Here is a 20,220-nt window from a genome sequence, read left to right as displayed (position 1 = left end):
CAAAATGATAGTAAGGATTTTTGAGAGTTATACTTACAATGTAATTTTTACTTTGCTTTCATATAATTAAACGTAATTGGTGATTAAAAATTCAAGATATTAACACTTGTAAACATATGGTTGAATATATTACATACCTCTATTCTGAAAAGAAATCATTAATAATTACATGATATACTTGTTTGATTTAGTCAAAAAGGCCATTTATTGTATTATCTAAACAAAAATCTTAGCTTAAAATTCCATGTAAGATTATTAGGTAAAGTAAATTATTACAAAAAAACATTTTGATTAAAATTAAAAAGCTTCTCTACGAGTAATCCAAAATCCTTGTTGATCATAATTCCCTATGGCATAATCAAAACGGAAATTCACTTTCACACCATCAACTAATTGGAATCGAAAACCAGAACCAACACAGTATTTTACATTTTCAAAAGCAGAAGTCCCTTTACTTCCATACACATTACCCACTCCTCCATAAAGTACCATACCCAATCGCCAGAATAAATGACGTCGGTACTCTAACTGTGTCATATAATAGTTTTTGTCAATGAATCGTAGAGGATGAACGATATTCCTCATTCTTTTACTTCCTCCCAACTTATTTAAATAATAAAATGGGACATCCCCTTCTTGAGCATGAAATGCAGCAAAAAAACCTAGAATATTTTTATCAGATCGTATTTTAAAAAATTTACTATACTCAATAAAAAAATGAGAGAAATGATAATCATTCCCAAGAAATTTAGGATAGAAACTTAGTGCAACAGAAAGTAATTGTCCTTTTGATGGATAATTCACATCGTTTCTGTTATCTATTTTAAATGTAGGGCCAATTCCAAAATTAAAACCTCCATTTAAACCAATAATATTATTTTCATTTATTATCTGATCAAAATCTTCTAATTTATTGTATTGGATATCATACCTAAAACCTAAAAAATAAATATCATTCATCTCGTAAGTTGCTTCACCAAAACTTGCAAACTGACGATTAAAAAAAGAAACTGTATCTGCTGGTGTTAGTTCATTTACACCATAGTAATTAAAAGGTACATATTGATATATACCATCTATTTGAAGGTTCAAGTGCTCTTTACCATAAAAAATTAAACTTGCCTTTGTAGAAAATAAACCTTTTGAAGAAACTAAAATTGAAGGAATTAAAGTGGTAGGTCTTTTATATTTGTCATTATTGTTACTTTCACTTTTAGCAAAAGTAAATACAGGCATTGCACCTATCATAAAGCCAAATTGTTCACTATACCCCCCTAAAGGATAAGTAGTCATTGAAAAAGACTTAGAATCATAAGTGACAATATCAATTAGTTTATCGACAAAGTTTTTATCTTTTAATGAATCTTGCTGAACTTTTTCCTGAGCTAATAAATTTGCAATACAGTTTAGAAAGAGAATGGTAAACCAAAGTCTTGATTTCATGAATAGAGTTTGAAGAGTGATCAGGTTAATAACTAATTAAGTTTCTATTTGTTCTAAATATAACCATAAAATTAGTACTAATAATCATCTAGATCACTCATCAAACTAAAATATGTTTACTGAGGTATCATTTCTCCAACATTCACAACACTTATAGTACTTGGTTTTTGCGTTGTTGGATGTTGCTTTCCTTTTGTTAATTCCTCCACTTTCATTGCGATATATAAATCCAGTTCTCTTAAAGAGATAATCTGATCTCCTGAGTAATCCGCTTTTCCTTCTCCAAGTCCATCAATTATCGCTGCAGTAAATGCACCATGTTGCCACTCAGAACTTTCTAAAGAACTTTCTTTACCTGTCGAACCAGACATAATTATCACACCATTTTCGTCACTAGATAATGATCGGATAGATTCAGTATTATCAGAATGAGCAATATTCACCCCTAATTGACCACTGTTACATGCGTCCACATAAAGTAAAACTTGTGACGGTAATTGTGTCATCACATTCGCACAATCAGCCCATTTCACAGCACTTTTATCAACGTCTTTAAGATCTACATCATGAGGAATCACATAGAAATTATTTTCCCAATTCAATCCATGAGAAGCAATAAAAACAACTGCTAAATCATCAGAAGTTGCATTCTTTGACAACCATTGGAATCCGCTTAAAATGTTTTCTTTTTTCGCTTCTTCGTTTGTTAGTTCCTTGACAAAAACTTCATTAAACAATTTGCCATTGGCTTGTTTTCTATAAATATCAGATATTGCTAAAGCGTCCTTGTCAGCATAATTCAGGTTTAAAGTCTTATCGTTGTAATTGGAAATCCCAATAGATAATAAGTAAATATTTTGGGTACTTTTCTGGGTTTTAGTTATTGAACTCATTAAAGCTTCAATATCAAATCCTACATCTGATAAAGTATTCTCTGGATTAATTTTTGATATGCTTCTAGGTTTAGAAGTAATTTTAGCAAATTCATTTTCTGCAAAAATTTGAACTTTCATTTGGTCATGATGCGTCTTGAATTCTTCCTTTATCTGATAACTATACAGTCCAGAAACTTCAGAAACAGCATTTAAATCTATTGATTTCGGACGACCATCTACTAATATTTTTGCTGTTTTCAATTGTGATTTTGATGTTATCGTAGCATCTACTTTCACCAAATCTGTACCTCTTAATTGAGTATGTAAATTTGGAGAAACCCACTCAATTCTAGGCTGTTGTTTTACAAGTTCTTCAGGGTCAACTTTCTTCAAACCTAATGCATTGATTGCTTGATCGAAACTCCCCATTTCAATAATCTTTATAAGCACCTCCTTTTTATGATATCTTTTATCTGCAAAATTAACAGAGTAATAATTACTTAGTTCACCTATTCCCTTACTTTCTAACCAACCAATATATTTTTCGCCTCCTGCTGATGCATGATAATATCCTTTAGGCGACCAACACACCCATTCATTGTGTAAACTAACAAATAAGGACGCTAATAATTCTCCTGTCTCAATATTCCATAATTTAGTCGTTTGATCATCACTTGATGATATTAAGTACCGCCCATCTTTAGAAACATGAGCAGTTATAACCGAAGCACTATGACCATGAAACTCTTTTACTAATTGAGCACTCTGATTATATAATTTTAATGAGTTACCACTCGATACAATTACATTTCCTTTTGGTGTAAAACAATAAGCATTAATTGCTTTATCTCTGTTTTTATCATTTATTACTTTCGAAGACCCAATCTGCAAAGTGTACGCATTAATTTTTCTTAATGTTATACCTTGACCCTCAATCACAGGCATCTCATATTCCGATTGCTTCTCGACATTTAGTTCCATCACTAATTTCTCGAAATCAAATACCTTATTGTAAGGTTGTCTTTTCTTATGATTTACGGATAAAGCAAAACGTTTCCCTTCTGATCTTCCTATTCTTTTATTCGACATACCATCACTTTCGAATTGAAGGATATTCTTTTCTTTTTCAATATCATAAATGGATAACATTCCTTCCACACCTTTTGCATACACCACATATTTATTAGTGTTATTAGCAAATCGTGCAGCGGAGATAATTCCTTTTTCAGCAGGAATAAATTTATTCTTTAACCAATTGGATGTGTTGTATATAGTAAGGTTTCCTTTAGAATCCACTATCAAACATTCATCTTCACTTTCTGGAAGATCAATAGTCGTGATATAGCCTTTTGCACTTGGAATAACTGCTTCCTCCTCACCTTTTGGAGAATAAATAAATACTTTACCTTTTGATGTTCCTGCTATAATATGATTGGAAGAGAATTTGATTTTCGTTACAGGTTCAAACGTTTCCCATGTATTTAATAAAGTAGCCTTATCTTTTGTTGCATTTAATTGATATAACTTAATAGATCCGTCGAATGAGGCACAAACTATTTTTGTACCGTCTTTTGAAAAGTCTACTGAATAAACCAAGTCTTGGAACTCATCTATAGAAAGAGTAAAATTGGTTTTTGTTGATTTCAAATAAGGTACATACCATAATTTCACGGTTTTATCTGCACTAGCACTACATAACCATTGTCCATCAGGAGAGAAACTTAAATCCGTAATCACATTAGTGTGTCCAATAAATGAAGCCGTTTGTGATGAGTTGTTTAAATCAATAATTCTAATCTCATTATTGGGTAAATAGCCAGCTGCCGCTATCATATTCTTTTTAGGATGCATACTTAAGGTATTGTAACGTCCTTCTTTACCTTTAGCATAAGTACCCCATAGCGTTTCTTCTAATTCATTATTTCTTAAATCCCAAATACGTATGGTTTTGTCTTCAGAAACCGATACTAGTTTACTATTATCATTCGAAAAAGCTACTCCTCTTACTAGAGATGAATGACCTTGTGGGTCAATCATTAAGTGCTGACCAAAGCAATAGTTGGATAGTATAAATAATAGAAATAGTTGAATGCTAGATTTCATAGTTTATTGATAGTTTCTAAGTTGAAAAACAAATTCACCTCCCTCATGACCAACATCTTTTAGAGGTTTTCCTTCTGGCTCTTGTTCGGCATTACTCATTACAGATTCACGAACATACATAGCTAAATTACGAATTGTAATTTTCTCACTTGTATTGTTTCTTAAATAGTTTGTTAAATATTTATTAAAAGGGCTATGTCCACCTTCTTCTCCATCTGAAACTTCAGTTAATCCACCAGAAGCGAGTCCCCACCTTGAAGGTAAAGATTCTACTCGATCAGCATATTTCATTCCTCTTGTCCTCACACTAAACATAGAACCAGAGTAACACGCATCAGAAATTAGCAAGGTGTGCTTAGTTTTTAAAGCTTTGATATATTTTAAAATGGTTGTGTTAGGTAAATAAGTCGACATATCCTCTTCTGAGTGGTCCGCATCGACGGGTACCCAATAACCGTCTTGGGTGAAGTCATCATAATATCCATGACCCGAATAGTAAATCAATAATTTATCTTCATCACCTACTTTAGCAGCTAAATCTCTAACCAATTTTGATATTTCTGTTTTAGTCACTTTCTCATTGTATAACTCATAGACATTTTCAGGATCGTAATGATAATTGTTCAATAATACATTTTTGATGTTTTCAGCATCACTTACTGCATTTTTTAAAGGTGTCCAAGAAGTATAATTGTTTGCCGCAATCAGAACTAAATAGTTTTTACCTGCCTGAACAGTCTTCACCGCCATTGCAGGAGTTGTATCAACGTCTTTTTGATCAAGATTCAAAACAAATTCCTGAATTTCAGATCGGTTTCTAAGGGAATCAGAAACCATTACTCTAAATTTATTTTGAGTTGCTGTTATCGCTTTAAAGCCTCTTGATACTGCATTTGGCTTCTCATAAGTCACATTTATTTCCACATCAACGGCTCCATTAGGAGCAATATCCTTAAGCTTTACTGATCGGTCATAATTTAATCCAGTAATGGACATAGAAGCTAATAATTTCACAGTGGGTTTGTATGATGTACCCTCACCCCAATTTTCGATTCTAAGTTTAATTTTTCCTGATCCTCCCTTTGCAAGAGTCGATTGTCCATTGTCATATACAAACTGTAAATTGGACATCATTAACTCAGCTGGAAGAATTTTTGATGTCTCTTTTTTTTCTGTTTTAACAACTACTTCTTCATTAGTAGATTTCTCAATTACAGGAGATTTTACTGTAGGTACAACTGGAGCTTCATTTAGATTGCTAGAAGTATTCTCATCTTTAGAAAATGAAATAATACTTTTATCCTTTTCTCTTTCTTCTAATATTGTTTCATTGATGTGTTCTACATGATCAATTAATACCAATGTAGTTTGAAGAAATTCGAAAGCATCTGTTGATTTATTTTCATCAGAAGCGGCTCTATCGATATAAGGTTTGGCAGTTTTTAGTTTTTCTAAAGCCACCTTATTCATTTCTAAGCTTCTTGTTTCGAATTCCTCAACACTTAAATCATTTAATCTATTAATGCTTCGAACTGCCTGATTATAATAGATAGTACCTATATTGTAGTTGGTATTGATGTGTTTAGGATCAATTTTCAATGCTTTCTCATAAGTCTTTATGGCTTCATCAATCTTACCCTCATTTTGATAAATCACCCCTAATGTATAAGCAAACTCAGGGTTATCTACTTTATTCAATGAATTTTCTAACAATGATTTGGCCTCATCGATTTGATTATTTTCGAAATATATACCTAGTAAAGGACCTGCATACATCTCTGTATGATGTGGATATTTATCCAATCCAATTTTATACAGCTGTTCTAAATTACCCGTTTGATTTTGAATACGAGACTGTAGAAGAATTTCAGAGTAATCATAAAAACTAGGAGATGTGTATTTAAATACTGAAGAAAATTCCGATTTTAATTTTTCGAATATTTCTTCATTCATGGCATAAGCCGCCGTCATCGCTCCTTCTAAATAAGCAACAGAATCTGTGGGTAAAGTTTCTTTTGCTTTAACGTAATCCTTTAAGGCATTATCAAATTCATCTAACTCATACCAATCTCGGGCACTTTTCATGTGTTTTTCCCAGATCTCTTCAACTGTTTGAGCAGAAGAAAAATTAGAGATGAGAATGAGACAAACGATCGATACTATTATATTAATATTTTTCATTATTGAATATTTTTTTCTTCTACTTTTAGGTTATTTATCCTCATACTTACAAGCATGAGATCCTTATTAGTATAGTTTTTATCTCTTGAATAATCTCCTTTCACACCGATAAGATTTAATGTGTTATCATAGTCAGATAATGCAAATATCGATTCGTAAGGTTGTTCTGATTTAAGGACTGTGCCATCTTTTGCCTGACCAAAACTATCTATTTTCAGTATGGCAGTATTAAACTTACCAAACTCCATATTATTGGCCAATAAGACGTTGGTCTCATTTATATCACTTAGCTTATTGATATTTGCTACCAATAAAAATTGATTTTGTAGTGGAAGAATTTCAGTAATCATTCCTTTCATTAAGTAATTCGATGACCACAATTGTTCTCCATCAATTTTAATGTTTTGAATATTTAAGGTATCGTATTCTTGAATAGAATTTTTAGTCTTCCCTTTGTAAGCAATCAGATAACTTTTTGTTTCCTGTAAATATTCGAAAACTCTTGGGTATCGCTGACTCGAAACAGGAATTTCATTTAATTGATTGCCAGTTTTTGCATCAAAAATGACTACTTTATTATCAAGGCTTATTTCATTATCGCCCACTTTTATTCCTTCTGCAGAAAGCATTAAATGAACAACACCTCCTTTTACATTAATATTTGGAATATCTATGTTGGGAGCATCTTGATACTCTTTCTTATCAAATTCGTATTTTGAGAGCCAATTAACTTCATTCAACGTATCGATGTCAGCCACAAAAACCGCTAAACTTTTCTTGTCCTTTATAGTACCTATTACTAAAGTATGATCATCTTTATTCGGTCTTGTATGAATAGTCTTCATTCTTCTGACTATAAAATCGTTTGTTTCCTGAATAGATTCCAAACTAATTGAATCCTTTTGATAAGCTACAAACTGAGCAGAATCTGAAAGGGTTGATGAGAAGTAATTTTCTATAATAGTTTTTAATAGATCCTCTGATTTTTGCTGTGTCAATTTTATACTAGATTTTTCATTATTGACATAATTTGATAAATCATCTTGGTATTCTTGAGCAAAAAATGTTGCATGTTTTTTATAACCCATACTGTTTTGATCAGTAGGTATTTTCCTTAAACGATGAATCGCTTTTCGACATTCTGTCCAAATATCAGCTTGTGATCTAATGTATTTTAAATCCCCCTTTCTACCAGAATTCAATACTTCTGAATAAGTGATTTGGTTTAATAAATTTATCTTTTGCTCTTTGTATTCATAAATATTTACTGGAAATGCATTTGGATCGTACTTCTTGATCTTACCTATTTTTCGGACATCTAAATAGAATCGATCCTCACTCGGAACGTTTGATTTTTCCTTTTGATTAATTACATCATTCAAATAATGATCATACGCTGTTACCAAGCTTCTCATAGGCAAAATTTCAGCTTGATAAAATTGTGAGACATCATCAAACCATTTTGCATAATTCCACATTCGTATATCCTCATTTAAGAAGCTTGTTGTAGTTAAACCGTGAATTCTATAATTATCAATTCCAACTTCAATTATTTCAGTAGTATAACCTTCAATAGGATGAATTTCTAAAGCTTGCTTATATCTTTGGAAAGCTTCTAATGCCTTTAAATAATGATCTTTTATCGGTTGAATTTCCTCAAAGACATTATCATACTCTGCTAAAATGTAAAAGTCTTTTATGGTTGGATACTTTCCACACACCTCTCTAAATTGCTCATTTGCAATCAAATACTCATTGATACATTCTTTGAAATTGATATATATACTATCAACTTCTGATTTTTGTTTTGCAAGCACTTCCTTTCTTCTCGCTAGCTCACTTTGGATTTCAATTTGAGTTACCTTTTCTAAACCTTTTCCTTGATTTGCAGGAAATTGAAGAAACTCTAAATAATAGCGTTTCCATTTCTTTTTGATTTCTTTTTCTGTGAGGTTTTTCTCAAATAATTCAATATATCGAGTCGCTGAATCACATGTTGATTGAATTGCTTGATATTGTCTAAGTACATCAAATGAATTGATTCTTTGATAATAGTATTCACTTACTTGAAATAAAGGATTGACCTCTAAAGGTTGATATTTGATGATCTTCTTTAATTCTTGTAACTGTGCATCAGATATCTCAGTGTCATATTGAGGCTTTAACTCAGGGTAATACTTCTTATAATCAATATCTTCGTATTTCTTTCTTTCTAAAGTTGTGGCGATATCTTCTTCTTCTTTTTCTTTGTTTTGTGCGAATACAAAAACGTTACAAAGTAGAAGTAATAATGTAATGATATATTGAATGCTGTTTTTCATAGTTTCGTAAATTTTGGGTTAGTTATTAATTTCAAGAACCATTAATTCTACCCTTCTATTCATCGCTTTGTTTTCTTCAGTATCATTTAATACTGTGGGTTGGGACTCTCCATAACCTTTAGGAACTAATCGATTTTTAGGGATACCAAAATCCATGACATACATCGCCACATTTTTTGCTCTATGCTCAGATAATTTCATATTGTAACGATCAGAACCCACATCATCTGTATGTGCTGCTAATTCTACTACAATATTCGGATTATCCTTCATTAGTTTAACTAAACGCCTTAATTCTCTAAAACTACTTTCGATAATTTCAGATGAATTAGATTCAAATAGAATGTCTTTCAGCGGAAGCTTACTATTCGGTTTTAACTCTGTAAGGGCTACATCAAATTCTTTCTTATCAGAAGCTTTTAATTTTGATGAGAAAAATGAATATCCTCTAGGGCTTCTTACCTCGATTTCATAAGAGGCTCCATCTCTAACTTCAATCTTATATTTACCATCTTCACCCATTTCTGCCTCTACTTCTATCCTTTCATCGGTATCGGTATTTATTAGGACGATTTTGGCCATAATGCCTTCTTCAGTAGCTGCATCTGCAACGTTAAATTGCATTTCAACTTTGTTTGGCATTAGATCTATTGACTTTTCAAACTTTTGATAAAGTAACATGGTACTCAGGTCAAAAGTGAATGATTGAGTTTGAAAATTATCTTTACTCACCTGCACTTCATATAGATTTCCTATGGGCAGCTTTAATGAATAAGAAGTGAGTTTTTCATTATAAATAATTTCAATATCATCAAATGGTAAGTTTGTTTCTTTGTTATAAACTACAATATTACTTTCAATTTTTGACATTAAATCAGCATCAAATACTTCTAAGTTTAGTAATGCATGACTAAATAAGTTGATGTTCTTCTTTTCTCTTTCGTAGTGTTTCAAATCAGATAAATCTTCTTGAAAAATATAGGTTGAATACCCTTCTTTCGTCACGAGGATTTCGTAATCAATACCTTCTGTCAATACAAGTGCAAATTTTCCGTCTTCCGCCACTGGCAATTCAAATAACCTTTCTGTAGTAGATCTATCTCTTACATAAAATGTAGCTTGTACAGGCGATTGATCTTTAGAATCAATAATTTGACCCTGAATCGTTTTATTTTTATACTGTTTGAATTCCTCAGTAATTTGAATTGTATAAATATCTTCCTGCTGCATTTCACCAGGGTATTTCTTCAAAACTTTTGGATCTGGTTTGCCTCTATTCAAATAGTAAAGGGTTTCTCCTGAAGCAGAAATTGATGCAAATGTGTCTGTACCAGGCGTGTTGACGAAATGCATGTTTACAGGTTCAGACCACTCCCCGTTAAATCCTAATTTTGACATCCATAAGTCATAATCTCCTTTACCTCCGGCTCTAATTGATGAAAATATTAATGTTCTACCATCAGATAAAATTCTTGGTGCTTTTTCGCATTCCAAATTAATAGGTGCAGGAAGTGCTTCTGGTATTCCCCACTCTCCATTACTTTGTTTTTCCGACACATATATTTCGAAACATGTATTAGAATCTGATATACTATCTGCATCAAAACGCATGAAATACAAATGCGTACCATCCGCAGAAATAGAAGGGAAACTTTCATGGTATTTGGTATTGATAGGACTTCCTATATTTTTAGGTGAAGACCATTTATCGCCAATTCTTTCACTGTAATAAATATCTTCTGCACCTAAACCTTCATCGAGATTGGCGAAAAAATACAAAGTGTTACCATCATAGGAAATCACAGGTCCTCCAATTAAATCATCTTGATTTGCATAGTTATTTACGCTATCTATGCCAACAGGATCTGACCAAGTTAAGCCATTATCTTTTGTAATTGTTTCGTAAATCCCCCAATTATCACCGTCCTTTCTATTGGCTTGAAAAATCAGTATTGTTCCATCTGCATTTAAAGAAGGAGCATATTCCCTATATAATGGTGAACTTACATTATCTGGTAATTTCTGTGCCTTTATTTTCATTTGTCCAAAACCAATCATTGGAATTAGGATAAATGCAGTGAGTAAATGTAGAAATGCTTTTGAGAAAAATTCGTAGAAAAATCGCATAATCGTATTAAATAAATATCTATTCTAATTTGCTGGTAGAGTTGTGATTAACAATCGCTTTTCAGAAAAAGCCACCTCTTGTTCTAGATCTGAAAATTGCCTATTCACATTATTAATTGTTTCAATATCATCTTGTATAAAATAATAACCTTGATCTTCTGAAGTTGAAAGTGGTTTAAAATTACTTCCTGTTTTGGCAAATACTTGAAGCGTTTCTACTCCAAATGGCGGATAACATTCAAATTCTTGGCTCACTTTTACCATTTGATTCACCTGCTGAGCAGTTATTTCATAATTATCTAATAGGAGTACCTTTGTTCCATCTGCTAAATGATAAATAAACCTTACTTTACACGGTCTATTTACTTTAACATACAAGGACATAATCTCCCCCTTTTCATAAATAGGGCTTTTATTTCCTTTATTGGTAATCACATCTAAGGACAACCCTTGATTATTAGATTGATTAGAAGTAATCAGACCTTGAACCTTAAGTGCGTAATCAAGATTGTCGGGTTTAAAGGGAGTATCTCCTAATTTTTTCTTAAGTATTTTAGATTCACTTCCTCCTTGAATATTCCCACTCTCTTTATCTCTTAAAATGGAAAGTACTCGGAGAGATTCTCCTTCTTCCCAAATTGTCCCTTGCAATTCAAATTTCGTAGTAGCATTGGTGGCATCAAGCACTCTAAACTTAGATTGAGATGATAGCTTACTAGTTAATAAAGCATGTAATTTCATAGATAACTTACTTCCCATTTTGGTATCCTCGAAAGTAAAATTATCAACTCGTAGTGTTTGATTAGATAATTGAACCTGATCGTTAATTATCGATGCTATATCATTTGCTAATTCATCTACAGATGAAATATGGGTATTCAATAATTCTTTGTTTGTTTTTTCTATCTCTGTTTGATAATTAATAAACTCATTGTAATTCAAATCAATTTTGTCTCCTAAAGTGATTGATACAGCATAAAGCTCCTCTACTTCTCTAAAAATTGGAATCACCTTTCTGATTGTCTTTTTTGCTGCAATGATATTTTCGCTTGATATATAATTATCAATTTGATTCTTTAACGTCTTAATTTTTTGATTGGCTTCACTAACTCTTTTTCTATTGATTGATAGTAACTCCTTAATTTCAATATATATAAATGTATACAAAATGGCTCTTTTCTCATCATAATAATCCATCTGATGTAAACCACTTAAATTTACATTAGAAAATGAGGTACTATTTTGTTTAAAGTTTTCATAACTAGCTCCTGATGCATTCGCTATTTCTGTCTTGCTTACGCTCTCTATTTGTACTGATACGTTCTCAGCTAATTCTTTTTTTGCATCAAGTTTTAGCTGTGCCAAACGGTCTGATTTATTTTCAGAAGGGACGTTAACTGCTACTTGATAAGCTGTTAAGAACTTGTCTGTAGGATAATTGACTAATCTGTATTCTGCTTTTAACCAAACAGGGTCTCCTTTAGCAATAAGATTTAAAGGTATAAATAGAACACAAATAACAATAAGATGAAGATAGTTTCGTAAAAATTTTTGCATCAGTTCGAAGTAAGATAATTAATTAAGAGAATAGCAAGAATCAATGTAAATATAGCTATATATTTAAAATAATGTTGATATATGTTAAATAATTAAAGAAAATAATTGAAATAAATTCATTAAAAATTACAGGTCAAGTACTCTTCTAAACCACTTATTTTACCATGAATTCACATATAAGTGAATGATTTAAATTAAATCTTGGCTTTTTTCTACATTTTTAATCTATATTAGCTAGACTATATAACTCAAATGATTTCGAGATATTATCAAAATTTACTCTCTTTGAGTTTTCAAAAACTAAATTTATCTTTTTATATGAAACAAAAACTTTCATTTATTATTACTCTTTTATTTTGTTCTGTTTTACTGACAAATCAAGGTGCTTTTGCTCAAACTAAAAAACAAAAAAAGAAGACTTTAAAAGAGATGAAAGGCAGATCTATAAAGGATGCCAGAAAACAAGCAAAAGCTTTAGAAAAAGAAGGGTATCAAGTAATTCCTGGTGATCTACCAATGGAAAAGCAAATTGAAAATTCTTATGTAGCACGTTTAGCAAAAGATGAAGATGGTCATCCAAAATATTTTGTAGCCTACCAACAATCTAAAGGCGAAACATTTGCTGCTGCAAAACAAGCTGCTTATCAATTGTGCCTAACAGAACTTGCTACACAAATTGGATCTGAGATTTTAGGTAGAATTAAATCATCTGTAAGTAATTCAGAAGGAATGTCGGATGCTACATCTGCCACTCAAGTGATTGCTTCTTATCAGAATAATGTGACTGCTCGTTTAGGAAGAACGGATCAGATTGTAATGCTTAAGAAAGTAGATAAATTAACCTATATCACATTATCTATTAAATATCCTGTTGCTGAAGCAGAAAGAATCGTAAAAGAAGATTTACGTAAAAAACTGGAAACAGAAGCAAATTTAGGACAAGATGAAATCAATAGCTTATTAGATATTCGATAAAAAATATTCTCCATAAAAAAACCTCGGCAATTACTTGTCGAGGTTTTTTTTATGCATTTCAATTAACGAGAAGCAGCATACATTTCATCAATTTCTGCTTTGTAGTTTTCGTCAATTGTTTTTCTCTTCAACTTCAATGTTGGTGTCATTTCTCCTTTTTCTTGAGAGAACTCTTTTGGAAGTAAAGTGAATTTTTTCACTTTTTCGAAATTAGCCAAATCATGTTGTGCTTTTTCTATTCTTGATTCATACATTCTAATAATTTTAGAATCTTTAATCAATTCTTCCTTCGATGAGTAAGAGATATTATGCTCTTTGGCATACTCCTCTAATGACTCAAATGTAGGTACAATCAATGCCGACACAAAGTTTCTTGCATCTGCAATTGTAGCAATTTGCTCTACAAAATGATCTTTACCAATCTTACCTTCAACAAGTTGAGGTGCGATATATTTACCATTTGATGTTTTCATTAACTCTTTGATACGATCAGTAATCAATAAGTTACCTTTTTCATCAAACTCTCCTTTATCACCTGTTTTGAAGTAGCCATCTTCTGTAAATACTTTAGCAGTTTCTTCTGGTTTATTGTAATAACCTTTCATCACTACTTTAGATTTTACTAAGATTTCACCTGTAGCTTCATCAATTTTGATATCGCAACCAGGCATAGTAGTACCAATTGTATTTGTATAGAATTTTTCATTTAAATGCCATGCTGAAACTGTTGCAGTTGTTTCAGTAAGACCATATCCTAAAATAATTGGGATACCGATAGAATGGAAGAAAGTACCAATTTCTGGATCTAATTTCGCTCCACCTGCTGGCATAAAGCGAATATTACCTCCTAATAATTTTTGGAATTTACTTAGCACTAATTTAGTCGCTAAATTAAATTTCATTTTATCGAAAGTTCCTAAAGTCGTTCCTTCTTGTTTTGCATCAAACGCTTTTTTACCCATACCTACAGCCCAATGGAAAAGCTTTTGTGTGGTAGGTTTCGCTTTTGCTACTTTATCATGAATAGCAGAGAAGATTTTTTCATAGAAACGAGGTACAGCACACATTACATGTGGTTTCGCTTCAACTAAAGCTTCTTTTATTTGTTTTACATCTTCTAAGTAGCAGTTCGTACCACCGTTATAGAAAACATACATCGACCATGTTCTTTCAAAAACGTGAGAAAGTGGTAAGAAACTTAAGTTTACATCGCCTTCATTAAAATCAACTAATACTGTATGTGCATCAAATTGTGAAATGAAATTGTTGTAATCCAACATTACACCTTTTGGTTCTCCAGTAGTTCCTGATGTATAAATTAATGTAGCTAAATCATCAAAATTAGCATCGTTAATACGTTGATTAAACTCTTCTTCTACATCAGAAGATGCTGTTTCTAAGAAATCAACCCACTGAATACCAGCCTTGTGGTGGCGAAGGTGTGTTTCTTTTTTCATTGCAACTATATGAGTCAACGATTCACATCTATCGAAAACTTCAATAGCATTATCATATTGTTCCTGATCACCAACAAAAAGTACTTTAATTTGTGCATCATTAATGATGTAATCCGCTTGATGTGATGTACTAGTCGCATAAATTGATACAGCTACCCCCCTCATTTGTTGAGTAGCGAAATCTGCTACTGTCCAGAAAGGCATGTTCTGTGCATAAATACCCACTTTGTCTTGAACACCAATCCCATTTGAAATCAATGCTTTTGATACTGCATCGATTTCACTTCCGAAATCTGCCCATGAAATGCTTTCCCAAAGATTGTCGGCTACTCTAAAACGTGCCGCCTCTTTGGTATTCAATTTCTCTACCTGAGTTCTAATCTTATGTACTAAGTGTGATGTATGTGACATTAAAATTATATTAAGTTGTTTGTTCCAATGTAGTATTGAAGAATACTTTCAACCTCCTTACAACAAGTTGTAACAATTAAATGTGACAAATAATTCTTTAAATAATTTAAAATTTAATGAAAATATGTAAATAAATGAGAAATGACACAAAAAAGGGTGCTTATCACCTCCTTCTGTGTCACATATTATTCTAATCGTTATCTCATGTTTACTCTTCGTCTTCAAAATCTGATGCTGAAAAATTCATCATTCCAGATAATAAATCAGAGAACGTTGTTTTCGATAAAATTGCATGTTTACTCAACTGACTAAATTCAGCTAAACCATGCAATACAAACTCCATGTGATAGAATGTTTCTTCTTCAGTAAGGTTTTCATTCTGCTTTGTCACTAAAGCTCTTAAAGTGGGTACTTGATCAAGCAAATTTTGGTACATTTTTGTAGAAACATCATTTATGATATCTAATTTATGTCCATTGCCAAACCAGTCCAATACATATTGATATGGATTATCATCGTCTTTTCTCACTTTTTCAGGAGATGGATACATCTCTAAAAATTGTTTTCTAATAGCTTTACTAATCAAACTTTGAGCGACCTCTCCTGCTCCTTCTTGCTCACCTTCATACACCAATTCAATTTTACCGGTAATAGCGGGAATCGTACCCATCAAATCAGATACTCTAATGTAAGTACTCTCCTCTCCATTGATTAACAATCTTCTTTCTGCACTAGAATATAAATTTTCCATCGCAGAGATGGTCAAACGAGCTGAAACACCACTTTTTTCATCTACAAACTCACTTTCTCTTGCCTCAAATGCAATTTGTTCTATAAGGTTATTTGCCAATAGGTTTGAAGTAATCACTTCTTTTTGAGAAGTCTGTATTTGTGCTTCTTGCTCTGTGATTTTACGGGCAACTTCAATTTCTTTTGGATAATGAGTGATTATTTGAGATTCAATTCTATCCTTTAGAGGAGTCACAATACTACCTCTATTGGTATAATCTTCTGGGTTAGCTGTAAATACAAATTGTATATCTAATGGAAGACGTAATTTGAAACCTCTAATTTGAATATCACCTTCCTGAAGGATATTAAAAAGTGCCACTTGAATTCTCGGTTGTAAGTCGGGCAACTCATTAATCACAAAGATTGATCGATGGGATCTAGGAATTAATCCATAATGAATCACTCTTTCATCAGAATAACTTAATTTATTCGTAGCTGCTTTTATTGGGTCAATATCACCTACTAAATCCGCTACAGAAACGTCCGGTGTGGCTAATTTTTCAGTAAATCGCTCTTCTCTATTCCACCATATTATGGGTGTATCATCACCTTTCTCACTAATTTGAGCTTTCGCAAAATAGGATAATGGAGCTAAAGGATCATCATTCAATTCTGATCCTTTCACTACAGGTATTACTTCGTCTAACAAATGGATCATTAATCGAGCAATACGAGTTTTGGCCTGTCCTCTCAGACCTAATAAATTGATATTATGTTTCGACAAAATTGCTCTTTCCAATTCTGGGATAACAGTGTCTTCATATCCCCATATTTCTGGAAAAGGATTTTGTTTTTCTTTTAATTTAAGGATCAAATTATCTCTTAATTCGTCCTTTACACTTTTTGATTGATATCCGGCTGCTTTTAATTCGCCTAATGTTGTAATCTTTAATTTTTCTTCCGTAGAAAGTTTAGCGTACATATTATTTATTTTAAAGTCGTTTCTTTTTATTTCTTGAATAATCTTCGAAAATCATATCACCTAACCCTTGTAAACCACTGTAATATGCAGTTCCATTGTTTGTCTCGGTAAACTCTTTGATGAATTCTTGAAGATATGGATCTGACGCGATCATAAATGTGGTAATAGGAATCCTCAAACGTCTGCATTGAGCTGCAAGTGTAAGACATTTGTTGACAATTTTCCTATCTAAACCAAAGCTGTTTTTGTAGTAGCCTGCTCCTTCTTTAAGACATGAAGGTTTTCCATCGGTAATCATGAAAATTTGTTTATTGGCATTTTTTCTTCGTCTAAGAAGGTCCATTGCCAATTCCAAACCTGCAACGGTATTAGTATGATAAGGTCCCACTTGCAAATAGGGTAAATCTTTAATTTTTATTTGCCAAGCATCGTTACCAAAAACTATAATATCTAGAGTATCTTTCTTGTATTTTCGCTTTATCATCTCTGATAAAGCCATCGCTACCTTTTTTGCTGGAGTAATTCTATCCTCTCCATAAAGAATCATAGAATGTGATATATCAATCATCAAAACAGTAGAGGTTTGAGTTCGATGTTCTTTCTCAATCACCTCTAAATCACTTTCATGAATTGAAAAGGAATCTACTCCATGATTAATTTGGGCATTTCGTAAAGAATCAGTCATTGAGATTTGACCCAATGCATCTCCAAACTCAAAAGGTCGTTTGTCAGAGGTAAACTCATCCCCCTGTACTCCAGTAAAATTTGTTTTATGATTACCTTTTTGTCCTCTTTTCAGTTTTCCAAATATTTCCTCTAAAGCAGATTGTCTTATCTTCTGCTCACTTTTAGGCGTAATTTGGAAGTTACCTTCTTCATTATTTTCTTGGATGTAACCCTTATTTTTTAGGTCATTATAAAAATCACCCATTCCATAATCATCATTCGTAATATTGTATTTTTTATCAATATTACTCATCCATATCATGGTCTCTGAAACATTACCTCCTGTAATGTTAATGAGTTCCATGAATATTTTGAGGAGTTCGGAGAAGACATCTCCATCAGGATTTTCTGGGGGAATATAATCTGTAAAACGATAGCCGAGCATAGAAGCAATTTGAAATTTATGATATATTCAAATTAACATATTCTCGGTTAAATTGTTCTATTGAGGAGTAAAAATATTTAGTTGTTTTTTGAGTAAGTCGTTAGAATAATCGAATGATATAAAGGAAATAAATCTGATTTTTTTTCCAATTCGATTACAGGTCGCTTTAGTTTTGTGGGTATTTTTTTCTCAAAAATGCTTTCTAAGTCTTTTTGTAGGTCTGACTTATTTGAAATATTGGTGTAGTAATTAAATATCATATCAAAATTTCTAACATAAGAAGACGTACTTCCTACAAATAGAATAACAATACTAAACCCAAAGATGAACTTTAGAAATAAAGCATATTTGTGACTATGATACATAAATACCATGGAAATCAATAATAAAACTATAGCGAATATGATCAACCATTTCGATTGTACCATGTTCGAATACATTTTGTTTTTGATTTGTTCTGCCCTTACTTTTTGATCAATAATAAAACTTTGATCATTCGAATGAAAAGTTGTTAAAGGGATTTTGTGAATACTACCGTCAATTTTTTCTAAAAAAACACTGTTTTCAGATTCAGCTAAATATTTAGCTTTGAACATAGTTGAACCACTTACATTTGACCATATTCTATAGTCGTCGTATTCTGTAAGTTGATTAGTATTGTCAGTATTTGTTTGACCAGCATAAACGATAGTACTAACTAAAAAGAATAAAAGAAATAATAGTTGGTTCATTTGTATTTAATCTCAATTGATTTTGATGTTTCGCGACACCAATTTAAGTCATGCAAATTTAATAAAGTAGATAGTGAGATGAACACACAAAAATTGTACAACATTTAATTACAAAAATACAAATTGATTTATATTTTTAGTATTTATCAAAGTTGCGTAAATTTAATTTACAATTATTTAATGTTTTTATATAATTATAAGAAGACCGCCAATAATAAAAGAAAATATTGAAACGAGGTAATGATTATTAAAATGCTGAACAGCGTGTCCCGACAAGTTTAATATGCCTCTATGATTTTTTGGTAAATCGTTGGAGAAAAACTGACCCTTATCATTTAATATTTTCGATTGCTCTTTTGATTTAATGTGCCACTGTTTACGTAGCATGTTTTTAGCATTCCATTGATAAACTTTGTCATCAATAAAAATTTTAGCTTTAGTGCCCCAAAAATTGATCTTAATCTTACCTAATTCCTTGTATTCATCATTTAAGATTTTAATACTAGTATTAAGATTAATAGTGTACTTGAAGACATATTTTGAATTTCCCCAAGTTCCTATGAGTTTGTGTAACCACTTCTTTTCTATAAGATTAGAAACATAATAGTGGTCTTTGTAAATTGTTTGTGAGGTCGTATTGGTTTTGGGATGCCAAATTCTGGATCGTATCATATGTAATGTTGTTGTTCAAAACCAATGTAATAAAAAATATTATCAAATAAAAATGATATAATATACCCTTTTTGTCATACATTTTTTGATTCTAACTCTACAATTAACTCATTAATTCGCTGTGTTTGAACATCTTCGTTCCTATTATCAAATATTCTCTGAATGATATCCCGTTGTCGCGATCTATGTAAGTTTTTAAAATTTTTAGCAGCTTTATCTGATATATCTAAAAGAATGTTGTAAAGAATTTCTGGGTTGTTTACCTCTTCATTATCAAGATATAATTTGATATGCACCTCATCGCCTTGCTCTTTTTTTATCTTCTTTCTTATCTCCTTTTTAATAGGTAAAAATAAAAGACCATCACCTTTAGGCATCAGCTTTACTTTTTCTAAAGGATAGCCGTCTATACTTCCACTTACAGTCACCCAACCAAAATGAGTATTTCTATCAGAAGTAATCCCTGGAACATCTACATAGGACCACCCTCCTTTTCCTTCAAATTTCTGTATAGTTAACTTTAATTCGATCATAAAAAAAGC

General features: G+C 31.8%; 13 protein-coding genes. 1 reads left to right on the top strand and 12 read right to left on the bottom strand.

The window, feature by feature from the left end:
* Nucleotides 1-297: 297 nt before the first annotated feature.
* The 6 genes from KMW28_RS25820 to KMW28_RS25795 form a co-directional block, all read right to left on the bottom strand.
* A complete protein-coding gene (locus KMW28_RS25820; protein WP_169663795.1) occupies nucleotides 298-1,443 on the bottom strand; it encodes a BamA/TamA family outer membrane protein in 1,146 nt (381 codons plus the stop codon).
* 116 nt (nucleotides 1,444-1,559) lie between these two features.
* Complete coding sequence (locus KMW28_RS25815; RefSeq protein ID WP_169663794.1) at nucleotides 1,560-4,421, bottom strand: caspase family protein; 2,862 nt, start codon at nucleotides 4,419-4,421, stop codon at nucleotides 1,560-1,562.
* Nucleotides 4,422-4,424: 3 nt separating this feature from the next.
* Nucleotides 4,425-6,602 carry a caspase family protein gene (locus KMW28_RS25810; RefSeq protein WP_169663793.1) on the bottom strand — a complete coding sequence of 726 codons (2,178 nt, stop codon included), beginning with the start codon at nucleotides 6,600-6,602 and terminating at the stop codon, nucleotides 4,425-4,427.
* Entirely contained in the window at nucleotides 6,602-8,923 is a 2,322-nt protein-coding gene (locus tag KMW28_RS25805; RefSeq protein WP_169663792.1) for a hypothetical protein, read from the bottom strand. Before KMW28_RS25805 ends, KMW28_RS25810 begins: the two co-directional genes overlap by 1 nt.
* A gap of 18 nt (nucleotides 8,924-8,941) precedes the next feature.
* Nucleotides 8,942-11,050 carry an OmpA family protein gene (locus KMW28_RS25800; protein WP_169663791.1) on the bottom strand — a complete coding sequence of 703 codons (2,109 nt, stop codon included), beginning with the start codon at nucleotides 11,048-11,050 and terminating at the stop codon, nucleotides 8,942-8,944.
* Between the two features lie 24 nt (nucleotides 11,051-11,074).
* Nucleotides 11,075-12,607, bottom strand: a complete 1,533-nt coding sequence (locus tag KMW28_RS25795) for a hypothetical protein (protein WP_169663790.1) — start codon at nucleotides 12,605-12,607, stop codon at nucleotides 11,075-11,077.
* A gap of 318 nt (nucleotides 12,608-12,925) precedes the next feature.
* Here KMW28_RS25795 and KMW28_RS25790 point away from each other — a divergent pair, with 318 nt between their 5' ends.
* Nucleotides 12,926-13,582 (top strand): hypothetical protein, encoded by a 657-nt coding sequence (locus KMW28_RS25790; protein WP_169663789.1) that lies wholly within the window; start codon nucleotides 12,926-12,928, stop codon nucleotides 13,580-13,582.
* 62 nt (nucleotides 13,583-13,644) lie between these two features.
* Here KMW28_RS25790 and KMW28_RS25785 read toward each other — a convergent pair whose 3' ends face one another.
* The 6 genes from KMW28_RS25785 to KMW28_RS25760 form a co-directional block, all read right to left on the bottom strand.
* Nucleotides 13,645-15,450, bottom strand: coding sequence for an AMP-dependent synthetase/ligase (locus KMW28_RS25785; protein WP_169663788.1), 1,806 nt, complete (start codon nucleotides 15,448-15,450; stop codon nucleotides 13,645-13,647).
* Between the two features lie 208 nt (nucleotides 15,451-15,658).
* Nucleotides 15,659-17,164, bottom strand: a complete 1,506-nt coding sequence (locus KMW28_RS25780) for a P-loop NTPase family protein (protein ID WP_169663787.1) — start codon at nucleotides 17,162-17,164, stop codon at nucleotides 15,659-15,661.
* A 10-nt stretch (nucleotides 17,165-17,174) separates the two neighbouring features.
* Nucleotides 17,175-18,275 (bottom strand): vWA domain-containing protein, encoded by a 1,101-nt coding sequence (locus tag KMW28_RS25775; protein ID WP_169663786.1) that lies wholly within the window; start codon nucleotides 18,273-18,275, stop codon nucleotides 17,175-17,177.
* Between the two features lie 77 nt (nucleotides 18,276-18,352).
* On the bottom strand, nucleotides 18,353-19,006 hold the full coding sequence (locus KMW28_RS25770) for a hypothetical protein (protein ID WP_169663785.1): 654 nt from the start codon (nucleotides 19,004-19,006) through the stop codon (nucleotides 18,353-18,355).
* A 186-nt stretch (nucleotides 19,007-19,192) separates the two neighbouring features.
* Entirely contained in the window at nucleotides 19,193-19,678 is a 486-nt protein-coding gene (locus tag KMW28_RS25765; protein WP_066214959.1) for a hypothetical protein, read from the bottom strand.
* Between the two features lie 74 nt (nucleotides 19,679-19,752).
* A complete protein-coding gene (locus KMW28_RS25760; RefSeq protein ID WP_169663784.1) occupies nucleotides 19,753-20,211 on the bottom strand; it encodes a YdeI/OmpD-associated family protein in 459 nt (152 codons plus the stop codon).
* Nucleotides 20,212-20,220: the final 9 nt, after the last annotated feature.

Source organism: Flammeovirga yaeyamensis, from assembly GCF_018736045.1.
GTDB lineage: Bacteria > Bacteroidota > Bacteroidia > Cytophagales > Flammeovirgaceae > Flammeovirga > Flammeovirga yaeyamensis.
This window is presented reverse-complemented; position numbering and strand designations above follow the sequence as displayed.

Coding starts and splice junctions, on each gene's coding strand:
- KMW28_RS25775 (WP_169663786.1), bottom strand. CDS start 18,275: ATGCTCGGCTATCGTTTTACAGATTATATTCCCCCAGAAAATCCTGAT.
- KMW28_RS25785 (WP_169663788.1), bottom strand. CDS start 15,450: ATGTCACATACATCACACTTAGTACATAAGATTAGAACTCAGGTAGAG.
- KMW28_RS25770 (WP_169663785.1), bottom strand. CDS start 19,006: ATGAACCAACTATTATTTCTTTTATTCTTTTTAGTTAGTACTATCGTT.
- KMW28_RS25780 (WP_169663787.1), bottom strand. CDS start 17,164: ATGTACGCTAAACTTTCTACGGAAGAAAAATTAAAGATTACAACATTA.
- KMW28_RS25765 (WP_066214959.1), bottom strand. CDS start 19,678: ATGATACGATCCAGAATTTGGCATCCCAAAACCAATACGACCTCACAA.
- KMW28_RS25760 (WP_169663784.1), bottom strand. CDS start 20,211: ATGATCGAATTAAAGTTAACTATACAGAAATTTGAAGGAAAAGGAGGG.
- KMW28_RS25790 (WP_169663789.1), top strand. CDS start 12,926: ATGAAACAAAAACTTTCATTTATTATTACTCTTTTATTTTGTTCTGTT.
- KMW28_RS25805 (WP_169663792.1), bottom strand. CDS start 8,923: ATGAAAAACAGCATTCAATATATCATTACATTATTACTTCTACTTTGT.
- KMW28_RS25820 (WP_169663795.1), bottom strand. CDS start 1,443: ATGAAATCAAGACTTTGGTTTACCATTCTCTTTCTAAACTGTATTGCA.
- KMW28_RS25800 (WP_169663791.1), bottom strand. CDS start 11,050: ATGCGATTTTTCTACGAATTTTTCTCAAAAGCATTTCTACATTTACTC.
- KMW28_RS25815 (WP_169663794.1), bottom strand. CDS start 4,421: ATGAAATCTAGCATTCAACTATTTCTATTATTTATACTATCCAACTAT.
- KMW28_RS25795 (WP_169663790.1), bottom strand. CDS start 12,607: ATGCAAAAATTTTTACGAAACTATCTTCATCTTATTGTTATTTGTGTT.
- KMW28_RS25810 (WP_169663793.1), bottom strand. CDS start 6,602: ATGAAAAATATTAATATAATAGTATCGATCGTTTGTCTCATTCTCATC.